This is a genomic window from Enterobacter sp. DC4, from assembly GCF_000568095.1.
Lineage (GTDB): Bacteria > Pseudomonadota > Gammaproteobacteria > Enterobacterales > Enterobacteriaceae > Enterobacter > Enterobacter pseudoroggenkampii.
The window spans coordinates 587,968-601,684 of sequence record NZ_AZUB01000002.1 but is presented as its reverse complement, the minus strand read 5'-3'; the positions used below and the strand labels follow the sequence as shown (position 1 = coordinate 601,684).

Below are 13,717 nucleotides of genomic sequence, written 5' to 3'. Positions count from 1 at the left end.
TGGCACTCCTTATAAGACTTTGGAGAGAAACTGGCGCGTTCGCGCGTGCGACGGACGGTTCAACACCTCGTCACTGCTTCCCTGCTCGACAATTTTTCCGTCGACCATAAACACCACCTGGTCCGCCACTTCCCGGGCAAAGCCGATCTCATGAGTGACCACCACCAGCGTAGTGCCGGACCGGGCCAGTTTTTTGATCACGTCCAGCACTTCCCCCACCAGCTCCGGATCCAGCGCCGAGGTGGGTTCATCAAACAGCATCACGCGGGGGCGCAGCGCCAGCGCGCGGGCAATGGCAATACGCTGCTGTTGCCCGCCGGAGAGATGCCGCGACCAGGCATCGGCTTTATCCCGCAGCCCGACCACGTCCAGCAGGCTGTACGCTCTTTCCACCGCCTCTTTTTTGCTGAGCTTTTTATGCGCGATGGGCGCCTCAATCAGGTTTTCCAGCACCGTGAGATGCGGAAAGAGATTGAAGTTCTGGAACACATAGCCCACGTTGACGCGCTGTTTGAGGATCTCCTTCTCCTTCAGCTCGTAGAGCCTGTCTCCCTGACGACGGTAGCCAATGTAATCCCCGTCGATCTGAATAAAGCCTTCATCGACGCGCTCCAGGTGATTAATGGTGCGCAGCAAGGTTGATTTGCCTGACCCGGACGGCCCGAGAATGACCGTCACGGACCCGGGCGGGATCTCAAGCGAAACGTTGTCGAGCGCCTTATGGCGGCCAAAAAATTTGCTGACGCCGGTAATCGAAATATGTCCTTCAGGAGAGGCTTGCATGGATAGGCTCCTGTGCTGGCGTGGTGGTGACTGAACGGGTACGACGGGCGGCACGGTTCTGATTTACCGCAGAGCGGCGTTCGCTGCGGGCAAGTGCGCGTTCAACACCGTACTGGATAGCGGACAGGACGGTGGTGATCGCCAGGTACCAGGCGGCACCAACCATCAGCAGCGGGATCACCTCCTGCGTGCGGTTGTAGATCATCTGGATGGTATAGAACAGCTCCGGCATCGCCAGGACGTACACCATCGCCGTGCCCTTCGCGAGGCTGATGATTTCATTGAACCCCGACGGCAGAATGGTGCGCAGCGCCTGAGGCAAAATAATGCGCACCGTGCGGCGCCAGGCCGGCAGGCCGAGCGCGGCGGCGGCCTCATACTGGCCGTGATCGACCCCGAGGAAGCCCCCGCGAATGATCTCAGCGGTATAGGCGCTCTGCACCAGGGTTAGCCCCACCACGGCGGTAGAAAATTGCCCCAGCACGTTGATGGTTTCAAAGCTGCCCCAGGTGATGCCGGTGAACGGCACGCCGAGCGAGAGCGTGTCGTAGAGATAGGAAAAGTTGTAAAGGATGATCAGCACCACAATCAGCGGCAGCGACCGAAACAGCCAGATGTACGCCCACGCCAGGCTGCTGAGCAGCCAGGATGAAGAGAGTCTCGCCAGGGCCAGCATGCCGCCAAACACCACGCTCAGCGCGGTGCCGATCAGCGTCAGCAGCAGGGTCTGTCCGACACCTTCGAGGATCACCGGGTCGAAGAACCAGCGGGCGAACACCGACCACTCCCAGCGCGGGTTAAACGCCACGGACTGAATCACGACCGCCAGGACAAACAGCGCCACCGCGGCGCCGACGGCCCGCAGCGGATAACGCGCCGGGACCACCTTAATGGTTTCAACGTTGCTCATCGTCGTTCCTCATGCGGTTTTACTGAACGCTTCACGTACCAGCGTTTTGGTGAATCGCAGCCGACCGTCAAACGGCGGCTGGCTGTACTCTTCCGTATCGCGGTTCAGATCGAACTGCGGCTGATAGCCCTGGCTAAGATAGAGCCTGACCGCCTCCGGCTGACGAAAGCCGGTTGTCAGGTAGATCTGACTGTACCCTGCCAGCACCGCCCTGCGCTCCAGCTCCTGCACCACGCGCCCGGCAAGCCCCTGCTGACGCAGGGTTTTGTCCGTCCAGATGCGTTTGATTTCCGCGGTGCGTTCGTCAAACGGTTTGTACGCGCCGGTGGCGATAATCTTCCCGTCGCGCTCCAGGACGAGAAACAGCCCCTGCGGCGCTAAATACCACTCGGTGAGCTCCACTTCCGCGTCTTTAGAGAAGTAGTCCCCATAGCGGGCCGCATATTCACCGAACAGCCCCTCAATAATGGGCTGAAGTTCGGCGTCTTCCGGTGAAACATCACGAAATCGTTCGCTCATCACGCCTCCTTAATCACCCAGGCCAGCCGGGTTCACTTCGGACTGAGGAATGCGCTCAACCCCTTCTCCCCAGCGGTTCAGCACTTTGTCGTAATCGCCGTTTTTGATGACGCCGTTCAGCGCGGTTTGCACCGGCTCAACCAGTCCGCTGCCTTTTTTCAGCGTCACCGCGATGTGCGCCGCCTTCGGCCAGCCGCCGTCGACGCTGCCCACCAGTTTGGTTTTCCCGTTCAGCGCCGCTTTCCAGGCGCCAATCACGTTCGGACCAAAGTAGGCATCCGCGCGCCCGGACTGCAGCGCCAGCGTTTGTGCCGCATCGTCTTTGGTGTAGATCGGGGTAAAGGGTTTCAGCCCCTTCTTCAGGTTTTCGGCATTCCATGCCAGCAGGATGGCCTCCTGGTTGGTGCCGGAGCCGACGATAATCCGCAGCCCGGCGATGTCCTCAGCCTTCTCAAGCGACTTGATCGGGCTGGTTGATTTCACGTAGAACCCGAGGGAATCTTTTCGGTAGGTGGCAAAGTCAAACTTCTCTTTACGCTCTTTGGTGACGGTAATATTGCTAATGGCAGCATCATATTTCCCGGAGGCCACGCCCAGCGGCCAGTCTTCCCAGGAGGTCGGCACCACGTTCAGCTCCAGCCCGAGGCTGTCGGCGACCAGACGGGCGACGTCAACCTCGCTTCCCAGCAGCGTTTTGTTGTCGTCGGAGAAGACCGTCAGCGGCGGTTGATTGAGCCCCGCAACCGCCACGGTAAATTTCCCCGGCACGGCAAAGCGATAGTCTTTCGGCAGCTGTGCCACCGCATCGTTGTTTTTGGCAGTGTTAACCGGCGTTTTATTGGCCTCGATGCTCACGCCGGTGCCGTTAATATTCACATTCTCTGCCCAGACGGCAGGGGTAAAGGCCAGCGCGAGCGCCAGAATAAGCGATGATTTCTGCATAGCGGGGTTCTCTTTTATTGTTGTGTGAACTGGTTTTTCGGTTGGTCTAAACCCAGGCTTTCGCGCAGCGTGGTGCCCGGATAGTCGGTACGGAACAGGCCGCGGGCCTGAAGAATGGGCACCACCTGGTCAACAAAGCGCGGGAAGGTATCCGGCGTACCGCCCTGAATGATGAAGCCGTCAGCGGCAAAGCCTTCAAACCAGGCCTGCAGACCGTCAGCCACCTCTTCCGGCGTACCGGAAAAGCGCGGGCGCGGTGATGCAGCTTCAAGGGCTACCTGACGCAGGGTTAAGCTGCGCTCGCGGGCGTTACGCTTAATTTCATCGGTGGTACTGTGGAAGCTGTTTTTGCCTAAATCGCCGATATCCGGGAACGGCTCGTCGAGCGGATACTGGCTGAAATCGTGATGTTCAAAATAACGCCCGAGGTAATTGAGGGCGTCATTAATCGACACCAGCGCCGCCGTGGTCTGGTACTGGTTTTCCACGTCTTCGGCGTCTTTTCCCACAATCACGCTGACGCCCTGGAATATATGCAAGTCAGACGCGCGGCGACCGTTTGTTTCCAGCTGCTGCTTCACGTCGCGGTAAAAGGCTTTTGCCTCGTCGAGCGTCTCGTGATGGGTAAAAATGGCGTCGGCATGTTTCGCCGCCAGCTTTTTCCCGTCGTCCGACGCCCCGGCCTGAAAGACAATCGGACGCCCCTGCGGGGTGCGGCCAATATTCAGCGGCCCGGCGACCTGGAAGAAATCACCGTGATGATCCAGGGTGTGAAGCTTTGACGCGTCAAAGAATTGCCCGCTCTCTTTATTACGTACGAACGCATCACCTTCCCAGGAATCCCACAGCCCTTTCACCACGTCGAGATACTCATCGGCGATCCGGTAGCGCAGCGCATGCTCGGGGTGTTTTTCGCGGGAAAAGTTCTTCGCCGACCCTTCCAGCGGCGAGGTCACCACGTTCCAGCCCGCGCGTCCGTTGCTCAGATGGTCGAGGCTGGCGAACTGGCGCGCCGTGGTGAAGGGTTCGCTGTAGGAGGTGGATAAGGTTCCCACCAGCCCCAGGCGCGAGGTGATGCTGGCGAGAGCGGATAACACCGTCAGCGGTTCAAAGCGGTTTAAAAAATGCGGGATCGATTTCTCGTTTATATAGAGACCGTCGGTAACGAATAAAAAATCGAGTTTGCCCTCCTCCGCCTTTAACGCCGTCGATTTGACGAAATCAAAATTGATACTGGCATCGGCGACGGCCTCAGGGTGACGCCAGGCGGACATATTTCCGGATGCACCATGCAAAATGGTCCCCAGCCGCAGTTGACGATGTGCAGACATATTCACCTCTTAAGAATTAAACGTGTTGCAGGGCTTTTTCCGCAAGCTGTGCAAAATAGCGGGCAGCGGGCTCAATTAAGGCTTCATCCGGATTAAATGCCGGATGATGTAAACCATACGGGCTGTTGCTGCCGATGCTGACAAACGCCCCCGGGATCTGCTGCAGATAGACCGCAAAATCTTCCCCGCCCATATGCAGCTCGGCGTGCCGGGTTTCGTATCCGGCGTCCCGTGCGACCGAGGTGGCGAAATCTGCCCAGCGTTCGTCATTCACCAGCGCGGTGGGCCCGGCATACCAGGTGATATCAATCTGCGCGCTAAAGGCGCTGGCAAACCCGGCAGCGATTTCGCCCACGCGGGCTTTCACATTCTGCTGCACTTCCGTGCGATGGGTACGCAGCGTGCCTTCCAGCTCGACGCTTTCCGGCAGCACGTTCCAGGTGTTACCGCCCGCAATGCGCGTCACGCTCAGCACCACCGAATCCAGCGTATTGACGTTGCGGCTGGCGACGCTTTGCAACGCCGTCACCAGCTGGCTCGCCAGTACAATGGCGTCGTTGCCTTCGTGCGGACGCGCGGCGTGCGCGCCCTTGCCGGTAATGCGGATCACAAAGCGGTCGACGTTGGCATAGAACGGACCGCCTCGGGTAGCGAACTCACCGACCGGCAGGCCGGGCTCGTTGTGCATGCCGAAGATGGCGCTGACGTCACGCAGGGCACCGGCCCGCACCATGCTCTTCGCACCGCCAAAGTTCTCTTCGGCAGGCTGAAACAGGATCCGCACCCGGCCATTAAGCGAGGCCTCTCGCTCTTTCAGCTTTAACGCGGCGCCGAGGATGACGCTGGTGTGGATATCGTGTCCGCAGGCATGCATTACGCCTGCACGCTGCGAGCTAAACGGTACGCCGCTGCGCTCTTCAATCGGCAGGGCATCAATATCCGCCCGCAGCGCAATCAGTTTGCTGCCCGAGCCGATTTCCGCCACCAGCCCGGTAGACAGGTCGTAAGGCTGCGGGGTAATCCCGGCATTCGTCAGCCACTGGCGCAGGCGCGTCGTGGTCTCCACTTCCTGGCCGGAGAGCTCCGGGTTCTGGTGCAGTTCGCGACGCCAGGCAATCAGCTGTTCGCCAAAGCTCATACGGTGACCTCCCTGTTAAGACGCGCCTCGGCAAGCAGACGCAGCGACGCGACGCGCGTTGCTTCCTCCGCTACCGGCGTGTCGATGATAAATTCGTCAATACCCCACTGCTGGTGCAGCGCGTTGAGCTGTTCCACTACCGACTCCGCGGTGCCCGCCAGCAGCGACTGCGCCCGACGTGCAATGCGCACCGGCTCGCTGCCCGCCTGGCGTGCAAAGGCGTAGGCCTGCTCTTCGCTGGCCACGGTGACGCGCTGCCCGTTTGCCAGCTCAACGCTCCACACCTCGACCTTCTGCGCCAGCGCGTCTGCCTCGGCCTGCGTCGGCGCGACAATCGCCTGTACTGCCACTATCACGTCCCGCGCGCTGTTCTCACGCCAGGTCGATACCACCTCGCGCAGCAGATCCGGGTCACCGTTCAGGTGTGCGGCAAATACAAAGTGCCAGTCGAGCCTGGCGGCCAGCAGCGCGCTTTCGGTACTCGCGCCCAGCAGGAAACCTTCAGCAGGCAGCGGCGGCAGCGGCGTGGCGCGGACAGCTTCTTCAATAGCGTGATGCTCAGGACGGATCCAGCGGTCGAGCTGGGCCAGCTGTTCGGCAAAACTGCCCTTTTCCTGTTGATTCAGACCCTGCTGCAGCGCGCGGGTTGAGAGCGGTAATCCGCCGGGGGCCTTCCCGACGCCGAGATCCACGCGGCCAGGCGCCAGCGCGGCCAGCACGTTGAAGTTCTCGGCGACTTTATAGGGGCTGTAGTGCTGAAGCATTACGCCGCCGGACCCGACGCGAATGCGCGTGGTTTGCCCGAGGATCCAGGCAATCAGCAGCTCCGGGGAAGGGCTGGCAAGCTGTGGGGTGTTGTGGTGTTCGGCAATCCAGAAGCGGTGATAGCCCAGATTTTCTGCCTGCTGCGCCAGCGCCAGAGTACGCGCCAGTGCATCGGCAGCCGTTTCGTTTTCAGCGATGGGGCTTTTATCCAGAATGCTGATTCGCCATGACATGTTGCGTTCTCGTTTGACTTAACATGTCGTCATTATTAAAGGCGCATTTCACCACTGAGAAACAATTAATTTACATTTAGTTTGCCGGAAAACAGATATATAAAACCATGCTAAGAATAAGACTTTAAGGAGGCAATCAGCGTTTCCACCTGCTCTCGACGGGTAATGCGGACGAAGCGAATATGGCTATATTGCGGGTTTTGCAGATCGGCTTCATAGCGCGTGCGGTTGTTACGCCAGGTTTTAATCGTCCAGATGATAATCGATTCTCTGCTGAAGAACGCGCGCCGGAAACTCTCTTTATTCCCCGTTCCCGGCCAGAGCTCGTGCTTATGCCAGGCCCGCTTTATTGCTCGCGTGACGGCCTGCCAGAGGGTGCGGATAAACCCATAATCCACCCACACCACAACGTCTACATTGCGCCATTTCACAGGCCGCGTGCGGTTGTAGTTACCGTCCAGCACCCAGTCTGGCGACGCCTGTTGCGCCTGCTCCAGCTTTGCCTGAAACTCGTCGTCCGGCGTGCCCTGCCAGTCAGCCTGCCAGTAGAGTCTGTCCATCTCGATACAGGGAATAGCCAGTTCGGTCGCAATCCGCTTCGCCAGCGTGCTTTTTCCACTTCCGCTGGTTCCTATGACGTTAATTTTCACCTCAGCCTCCCTGTATTTACGAAAATGAGACCAAATCATAGCGTTTTCATCCTGTTAACGAAACGCTATTTCAGCATGACAATTTTTCCCGGGAAGCGATCTCCCTCTTACAGTTTGGCTTATGTCATTTATTTACAGCGCCTCCCCAAAACGCCCCTGAAAATGTTTTCATTTTTATTACATTCGATAGCGTTAACCGTTTAAAAATAATATGTAGCGAGTATTTCAGACAGCCAAAATTTCAGAGAGAATAAGCAGCAGATAGTTATAAAAATAATTTCATTAATCTTGCCGGAGTGCTTTCCGGACGTTTTTTTATTCTTGCACAACATCATGGAGTTACTCATGAGGCGTAACACTCCCGTTACACAAAACGAGTATTTGCTTAACGCTGGTTCGACGTTAATGTCGACCACCGATACAAAAAGTCATATAACCTATGCTAATTCCGCTTTTATTGAAGCCAGCGGATATAAAGAAGAACATCTACTGGGTGAGCCGCATAACCTCATCCGCCATCCCGATATGCCTGCCGAAGCGTTTGGCGACATGTGGTTTACCCTGCAGCAGGGCGAGACCTGGACAGGGCTGGTGAAGAACCGTCGTCATAATGGCGATCACTACTGGGTGCGGGCCAACGTGACGCCGGTCTGGCAGGGTGGATCCCTGACGGGCTATATTTCGGTGCGAAATATCCCCGCACGGGAAGAGATCGCAGCCAGTGAAAAACTGTATGCAAAAGTGCGTAATAACGAATTAAAACATTATCGTTTTTATAAAGGACTGTTGGTTCGACGCGGTTTATTTTCCTTTATGTCGCTTTTTAAATGTCTCAGCACCTGTAAACGAATCCATCTTGGTATTGCAACGACAGCGTTACTCTCCTGCCTGGCGGTGTATTTCTTCCCTGATAAACTTGTGCAGTCGGGGAGTCTGGCGCTGCTCTTTTCTGCCCTTGCCTGTTATCTTCACGCGCAGATCGCACGGCCGGTAAAATCTATTGTTCAACAGATGCAGCGCGTGGTTTCAGGACGTAAAACGGACTATTACCATTTTGACAGGATCGATGACATCGGGCTGATGATGCGCCTGGTGAATCAATCAGGTTTGAACCTGAATTCGCTGGTTGACGATGTCGGGGCGCAAATCAGCGGGATTGGCACCATCAGCCAGCAGGTCGCGAAAGAAGGTGCGGCGCTGCAAACGCGCTCTGAAGAAACCGCAGACTTTCTGCAGCAAACCGCATCTGCGGTGGAAGAGATCGCCAGCGCGGTGAAGCAGACGGCAGAAACCGCGAATGAAGCGATCCAGATGGCGGATCGCACCAGCGACAGCGCCCACTGCGGTGAAGCGATGATGAAAGAGACCATCGGTATGATGCAGTCCGTGTCGCAGGATAACGGCCAGATCGTCGATATTATCAGCGTTATCGATCGCATTGCCTTCCAGACCAATATTCTTGCGCTGAATGCCGCCGTGGAAGCGGCGCGCGCGGGTGAAGCCGGGCGCGGTTTTGCCGTGGTGGCGGCTGAGGTGCGCAATCTTGCGCAGCACTCCGCGACGGCGGCGAAAGAGATCAAAGCGCTGATCGAGAAAAACGTTGCCAGCGTCAACGCTGGCGTGGAGAAGGTGGTACAAACCGAATCACAACTGACGGTCATGATCGACCATGTTCTGCAGGTTTCCACCTTGATTAAGGAGATCGGCCACGCCACCCAGGAACAAACCCAGGCGCTGACGCTGATCAATGCCTCCCTCTCCCGTATCGGCGCAATGACCCAGAGCAATACGGGGATGGTGGATAACGTCACTCACGCCGCGAATCACCTGACGCAGCGGACGACGCGCCTGCAGCAGGCAATTTCCGTTTTTGGCGGTTAGCCGTTCGGGTACTGCTCGTCAGTCACTTTTTCCAGCCATGTTACCGGGCTGCCGTTTACCGCTTCGGCGATGGCAAGATGCGTCATCGCCGTTTGCGCATTTGCGCCGTGCCAGTGCTTCACGCCGGGTGGGATCCAGGCGATATCGCCCTGATTCAGGATTTCCGCCTCTTTGCCCCACTCCTGTAACCAGCCGCGCCCCTGCGTCACAATCAGCGTTTGTCCCAGGGGATGCGTATGCCAGGCCGTGCGCGCGCCCGGCTCAAAGGTTACGGTTGCCCCGCCGACGCTGGCAGGTTCGGTCGCCTGAAAGGGTGCGTCAATCCGAACAGTCCCGGTAAACCAGGCTTCCGGTCCTCGTACTGAAGGTATTGAACCGCTGCGGATAATTTTCATCTTTTGCTCCTCGTTGACTGTTGCGTTAACAGTAGCGCAAAGCACTCGGCAGCATTAGGGTGCATAATCAGATAGGACACATGACTGAAACTCATAAATAGAACCGCGATGCTAAAAGATAATTTCAACGATCTGCTCTCCTTTATGGTGGTGGCCCGCGAGCGTAGCTTTACGCGCGCAGCGGCGCAGCTGGGCGTCTCGCAATCGGCACTGAGCCATGCGATGCGCAAGCTTGAGGCGCGATTAGACGTTCGCCTGTTAACCCGCACAACCCGCAGCGTGGTTCCGACACCCGCGGGTGAGCAGCTTTTTTCGCGCCTCAGCCCGCATCTGCTGGAGATCGAACAGGAACTCACGGCGCTTCGCAGCACCCGCGACAAACCCGCAGGCGCTATCCGCATCGTCGCCGGCGAGCACGCGATGGATGCCGTGCTCTGGCCGGTCCTGAAGGCTTTTATGCTGCAATATCCTGACATTAACGTCGAAGTGATGGTCGACAATGGCCTGACAGATATCGTAGATGGCCGCTTCGACGCAGGGGTTCGCCTGGGTGAACAGGTGGCAAAAGACATGATTGCGGTGCGGATTGCGCCGGACATGCGCATGGCGGTCGTCGGCTCCCCGGATTACCTGGCTCGTTTTGGCGTGCCGCTCGTGCCGGAGCAGCTGGGTGAACACCGCTGTATCAATCTCCGCCTGCCCACCCGAGGGGGATTGTATAACTGGGAATTTGAGCGCGACGGGCGCGAGCTTCGCGTGCGGGTTGACGGACAGCTTACGCTGAATAACCTGTCGCAGCGCATCGACGCCGCGGAGAATGGTCTCGGATTAGCCTACGTGCCCGAGTCCTCGGTTCTGGACGCTCTGAATCAGGGACGGCTGGTCAGGGTCCTTGAATCGTGGTGCCCCACGTTTGAAGGATACCACCTCTATTATCCGAGCCGCCGGCAGCACACAACCGCGTTCAGGTTACTTCTCGATGCCCTGCTGCAGCAAAAATTTATACCATCTGGTAATAATTAAGAGAATCTGATGATTAAATAATCAACCTCGCCATTGTTTTGACTAAAAACTCATCACGATTCAGCGTGTTGTGATCCCCGTCTGCTCTGACCACACGATTTCCTTCGACGTGCATCACTTTCGGCACGGTTATATTTTGCGTCGCTTATGAATTGCAGGTAGGATGCCTCGCCATGTTTCGCCTTATCCATACGCAGAATGACTGGGAAGGCGACATGTGTTTGCGCAGAAGCAATCGTTTGTATTGCTTTCTGCCAGGCAGGACTATCACGATAATGGTTCAGACAGGCAAACAGGTAACTCAATGAAAACAAGCAATAAAAGCGCAGCCGATCATCATGCTGCTAAACGTCGCTGGTTGAACTCTCACGAAGAGGGCTACCACAAAGCGATGGGCAACCGTCAGGTTCAAATGATCGCCATCGGCGGCGCTATCGGAACGGGTCTGTTTTTAGGTGCTGGTGCACGCCTGCAGATGGCTGGCCCGGCTCTCGCCCTGGTCTATCTGGTGTGCGGGATCTTCTCTTTCTTTATTCTTCGTGCACTGGGCGAACTGGTACTGCATCGCCCTTCCAGCGGAAGCTTCGTCTCTTACGCCCGTGAATTCCTCGGTGAAAAAGCGGCTTACGTTGCGGGCTGGATGTACTTCGTCAACTGGGCGATGACAGGTATTGTCGATATCACCGCCGTTGCGCTGTATATGCACTACTGGGGCGCGTTTGGTGATGTGCCGCAGTGGGTGTTTGCGCTTGGCGCACTGGCGATTGTCGGCACCATGAACATGATCGGCGTGAAGTGGTTCGCGGAGATGGAGTTCTGGTTTGCGCTGGTAAAAGTGCTGGCCATCGTGGTGTTCCTGGTCGTGGGTACCGTCTTCCTCGGCAGCGGTAAGCCGCTGGATGGCAATGCCACCGGCTTCCACCTGATAACCGATAACGGCGGATTCTTCCCGCACGGTCTGCTGCCTGCGCTGGTTCTGGTTCAGGGCGTCGTGTTCGCCTTCGCCTCTATCGAACTGGTGGGCACCGCGGCAGGTGAATGTAAAGATCCGCAGACGATGGTGCCAAAAGCCATCAACAGCGTGATCTGGCGTATCGGTCTGTTCTACGTCGGTTCCGTGGTGCTGCTGGTTCTGCTGCTGCCATGGACTGCCTATCAGGCGGGCCAGAGTCCGTTCGTGACCTTCTTCTCTAAGCTGGGCGTGCCTTACGTGGGCAGCATCATGAACATCGTGGTCCTGACGGCAGCGCTCTCCAGCCTGAACTCCGGCCTTTACTCTACCGGTCGTATCCTGCGCTCCATGTCGATGGGCGGTTCCGCGCCGAAGTTCATGTCGAAGATGAGCAAGCAGCAGGTTCCCTATGCAGGGATTCTGGCAACGCTGGTGGTTTACGTCTTTGGCGTGTTCCTGAACTATCTGGTGCCGTCCCGCGTATTTGAGATCGTTCTGAACGTGGCTGCACTGGGGATTATCGCTTCCTGGGGCTTTATCGTGGTCTGTCAGATGCGTCTGCGCAAGGCGATTAAAGAAGGCAAAGCGGCTGATGTGAGCTTCAAGATGCCGGGCGCACCGGTGACCTCCTGGCTCACCCTGCTCTTCCTGTTCAGCGTGCTGGTACTGATGGCGTTCGACTATCCGAACGGTACCTACACCATCGCGACGATTCCGCTGCTGGCGGTACTGCTGATTGCCGGCTGGTTCGGCGTGCGTAAGCGCGTTCACGAGATCCACAGCACCGCGCCGGTTCATCGCGACGATGAAAAACACGACGCACCGCTGGTGGAAGAAACCTCGCGTTAATAAAAAAGCCGGGTGGCGGCTTCGCCTTACCCGGCCTACATTTCATGGTTTTGTAGGCCCGGTAAGCGCAGCGCCACCGGGCAATTCCCATCTTACAGCGCAATACGAATCACGTCGTCAGGCTGAGTGGCTTCCTGCTGGCGAGTCGACTTCTGTTTCACCGTCACATACAGCGTTTTACCATCGGCGGAAAGCGCCAGGCTGTTCGGGTAAACCGGCGTGTCGAACGTTTTAGTCACCTTATACGTTTTCGCATCAATCACGCTCACCTTGCCGGCTTCACGGTGGGTCACGTAGGCTTCGTTGCGGGCCGGGTTAAACAGGACCGCCAGGGATTCCGGCGCGGCGATATTCTCGATCACGCTGCCGTCTTTCAGGCTCACTACCAGCACTTCCGGCTGTTTTGAATCAGTCAGGAACGCACGCTTACCGGCAGCGTCGAGGCTCAGGTTCAGATAGAAGTGCTCTTTCCCGTCGTCCTGCACTTTTTTACGGCTGATAATCTTGTTGCTGGCCGTATCAATCGTCACCAGTTCACCGTCCGCATTCGTGGTATAGAGACGTTTCGCCTGCGCATCCAGCGCCAGACCGGTACTGTAGGTGCCAGTATTGGCAATGGTCTCTTTCAGCTTCAGCGTTGCGCCATCCACGACCCAAATCACGCTCTCTTTGCCGACACCGGTGATGTAAATCGTGTTGTTCGCGTCATCCGCCACCAGCTGGCGCGGCTGCAGCGGTTTGACGGTTTCGCTGCGTTGACGCCCGTCCAGCACCAGACGCCCTTTTACGTCGCCCGTTTTTGCATCAATCGCGGTTACCGCGCCGTTGATGGTGTTGCCAAACCACAGGGTTTGCGTCGCGCTGTCGAGAGTGGCACCAAAGGGTTTCAGATCGCTGTGAATCGCCTGCGTCACGTCCAGCGTGACCGGATCAAGACGGTAAACAACCCCGCCCTTATCGGTTTTGCGGCTTTGCGAGGTCGCCACCCACAGCGCATTCTCCTGCTGGCTCACGGCCATTTCATACGCCCCTTTGCCCACCGCTTTACGCAGCACCTCTTCGGCGGCATGCGCCTGGAACGTCCCGGCAAGCAGTAAAGTGGCAGACAGCAGTGACAGGCTAAGACGCGGCGAGCACAGATGACGTAAAGACATAACAATTCCTTTTCTGAAAAGAGGGGTTTGGGCTGACATCACTTCCGGCAGGCAACGTCATGGCATCGCCTTTTGATAATGAGAATAGTAATCATTAATCAACTGAATGTGGAGTTTTTCTTTCCCATACCACCTTTCATTAACGCAATGTGCGGTTATAGTTTTCAAAACATTTACAAAACCTTTAACATG

General features: G+C 57.1%; 11 protein-coding genes and 1 pseudogene. 3 read left to right on the top strand and 9 right to left on the bottom strand.

Features of this window, described 5'->3' with window-relative positions; all coding sequences use genetic code 11:
- Positions 1–9: 9 nt before the first annotated feature.
- The 7 genes and pseudogenes from P349_RS15470 to P349_RS15505 form a co-directional block, all read right to left on the bottom strand.
- Positions 10–783, bottom strand: coding sequence for an amino acid ABC transporter ATP-binding protein (locus P349_RS15470; protein WP_024909602.1), 774 nt, complete (start codon positions 781–783; stop codon positions 10–12).
- The gene (locus P349_RS15475) at positions 767–1,693 is read right to left on the bottom strand and encodes an amino acid ABC transporter permease (RefSeq protein ID WP_024909603.1); all 927 of its coding nucleotides are present in this window, start codon (positions 1,691–1,693) and stop codon (positions 767–769) included. The genes P349_RS15470 and P349_RS15475 overlap by 17 nt, the downstream gene beginning before the upstream one ends.
- Positions 1,694–1,702: 9 nt before the next feature.
- The gene (locus P349_RS15480; protein WP_024909604.1) at positions 1,703–2,212 is read right to left on the bottom strand and encodes a GNAT family N-acetyltransferase; all 510 of its coding nucleotides are present in this window, start codon (positions 2,210–2,212) and stop codon (positions 1,703–1,705) included.
- A gap of 9 nt (positions 2,213–2,221) precedes the next feature.
- Positions 2,222–4,485 (bottom strand): annotated as a pseudogene (locus tag P349_RS26790) (NtaA/DmoA family FMN-dependent monooxygenase).
- A 16-nt stretch (positions 4,486–4,501) separates the two neighbouring features.
- Positions 4,502–5,623, bottom strand: a complete 1,122-nt coding sequence (locus P349_RS15495) for a M20 peptidase aminoacylase family protein (protein WP_032647454.1) — start codon at positions 5,621–5,623, stop codon at positions 4,502–4,504.
- Entirely contained in the window at positions 5,620–6,621 is a 1,002-nt protein-coding gene (locus P349_RS15500; protein ID WP_032647456.1) for an LLM class flavin-dependent oxidoreductase, read from the bottom strand. The genes P349_RS15495 and P349_RS15500 overlap by 4 nt, the downstream gene beginning before the upstream one ends.
- A gap of 110 nt (positions 6,622–6,731) precedes the next feature.
- Positions 6,732–7,271, bottom strand: a complete 540-nt coding sequence (locus tag P349_RS15505) for an AAA family ATPase (protein ID WP_032647846.1) — start codon at positions 7,269–7,271, stop codon at positions 6,732–6,734.
- 345 nt (positions 7,272–7,616) lie between these two features.
- Here P349_RS15505 and P349_RS15510 point away from each other — a divergent pair, with 345 nt between their 5' ends.
- On the top strand, positions 7,617–9,152 hold the full coding sequence (locus tag P349_RS15510; protein WP_032647458.1) for a methyl-accepting chemotaxis protein: 1,536 nt from the start codon (positions 7,617–7,619) through the stop codon (positions 9,150–9,152).
- Here P349_RS15510 and P349_RS15515 read toward each other — a convergent pair.
- On the bottom strand, positions 9,149–9,547 hold the full coding sequence (locus P349_RS15515) for a (R)-mandelonitrile lyase (RefSeq protein ID WP_024909649.1): 399 nt from the start codon (positions 9,545–9,547) through the stop codon (positions 9,149–9,151). The two genes, P349_RS15510 and P349_RS15515, sit on opposite strands and share 4 nt — an antisense overlap.
- Before the next feature lie 108 nt (positions 9,548–9,655).
- On the opposite strand from P349_RS15515, the gene P349_RS15520 reads away from it, so the two are divergent.
- Both P349_RS15520 and ansP read left to right on the top strand, forming a co-directional pair.
- Positions 9,656–10,570, top strand: coding sequence for a LysR family transcriptional regulator (locus P349_RS15520; protein WP_032647460.1), 915 nt, complete (start codon positions 9,656–9,658; stop codon positions 10,568–10,570).
- A gap of 304 nt (positions 10,571–10,874) precedes the next feature.
- Positions 10,875–12,371, top strand: coding sequence for an L-asparagine permease (ansP, locus tag P349_RS15525; protein WP_032647462.1), 1,497 nt, complete (start codon positions 10,875–10,877; stop codon positions 12,369–12,371).
- Between the two features lie 92 nt (positions 12,372–12,463).
- Here the strand turns inward: ansP and yncE are convergent, their stop codons facing one another.
- On the bottom strand, positions 12,464–13,525 hold the full coding sequence (gene yncE / locus P349_RS15530) for a 7-bladed beta-propeller protein YncE (RefSeq protein ID WP_032647464.1): 1,062 nt from the start codon (positions 13,523–13,525) through the stop codon (positions 12,464–12,466).
- Positions 13,526–13,717: the final 192 nt, after the last annotated feature.